Origin of the sequence: Streptomyces phyllanthi (assembly GCF_009377205.1) — a bacterium.
Taxonomy (GTDB): Bacteria; Actinomycetota; Actinomycetes; order Streptomycetales; family Streptomycetaceae; genus Streptomyces; species Streptomyces phyllanthi.
This window is the reverse complement of the sequence record NZ_VJZE01000922.1, coordinates 1-1,191: the sequence shown is the minus strand read 5'-3', so window position 1 is coordinate 1,191 and position 1,191 is coordinate 1. Positions and strand designations below refer to the sequence as shown.

Sequence of the window (1,191 nt, the reverse complement as noted above, 5' to 3'; positions counted from 1 at the left end):
GGCTGATGGAGGGGGCCGGGGTTCCGGGCGTGTGACGGCACGGCCCCTCGGGGCCGGTCCCCCGATCGTAGGAAGGTCATCCAGGCGGAACGGTTCGCCTGGAAGCCGGGCACTTACCGTCCGCACATGACCGTCTCCGTCGCATCCCCCGCCTCCGTGGCACCCGTCTCCGTCGCATCACCCGTCTCCGTGGCATCGCCGGTCACGGAGCCCGCAGCGCGCCCGGACCGGCCCGGCATCACCGAGCTGCGGCTCTCCGCCTTCGCCGGGCACCGCGGCGCGGCGTTCCCCCTGGGGCCGGTGACCTTCCTCGCCGGGCGCAGCGGCAGCGGCAAGTCCACCGCCCTGCGGGCGTACGAGGCGCTGGCCCGGCTGGGCGGCTGGGCCGCGCTGGACGAGGTGTTCCCGGATCCGGCCGCGTGCGTGCCCGAGCGGGCCCGGCCCGACGCCCAGCGGCGGCGCGGTTTTCGCATCGGCTGCACGGCCGACGGTTCCGAGGGGCCCGTACGGCTCGACGTAGCCGTCCAGGCCGAACCCGAACTGCGCCTGGTGGGCGAGCGGTTGACGGCCGGTGGACGGGTCCTGCTGGAGACGGCCCTGCGCGACCCGAGCCGCCGTGTCGTCCAGGCGGCCTGGCACACGGCGGGCTCCTCGCCGGTCACCCGGGGCCCGCTGCCCGACGACCGCCTCGGCACGGCCCTGCTGCCCCTGCGTGTCGCCGGCAAGACCGACGGCCAGCGCCGGGTGCTCGCCGCCGCCGAGCAGATGGTGGTGGCGCTGCGGTCCGTCTTCGCCTGCGATCCGCGACCCGACTCCATGCGCGGCCACGTGCCGCTCGGCGCGGGCCGGCTGCTGCACGGGTGCGGAAATCTCGCCGAGGTGCTGTGGCGTACGCGTACGGAGTGCGGGCGGCGGCACGCGCTGTTCGCCGCGGCGGTCCGCGCCGGGTGCGCGGGCCCGGTCGCGGACGTGCTGGCGGAACCGCTGGGTGACGGGACGGTACGGGGGCTGCTCGACCGGGGCGACGGGGTGCGTACGCCGCTGGGGCTGCTCGGGGACGGGGAACTGAGGTATCTGGCGCTGGCCCTGGTGCTGATGACCGGGCCCGGGGTCCTGGAGGTCGACCCGGTGGGAGAGGTGCCTGCGGCCCTCCAGGCGCTCACCGTCCTGGCCGACGGCTTCGACCGGGCC

At 76.5% G+C, this 1,191-nt stretch carries 1 protein-coding gene; it reads left to right on the top strand.

What is annotated here, in order from left to right:
* Positions 1-126: 126 nt before the first annotated feature.
* A partial coding sequence (locus tag FNH04_RS46150) for an AAA family ATPase (protein ID WP_152792172.1) occupies positions 127-1,191 on the top strand: 1,065 nt, incomplete at its 3' end.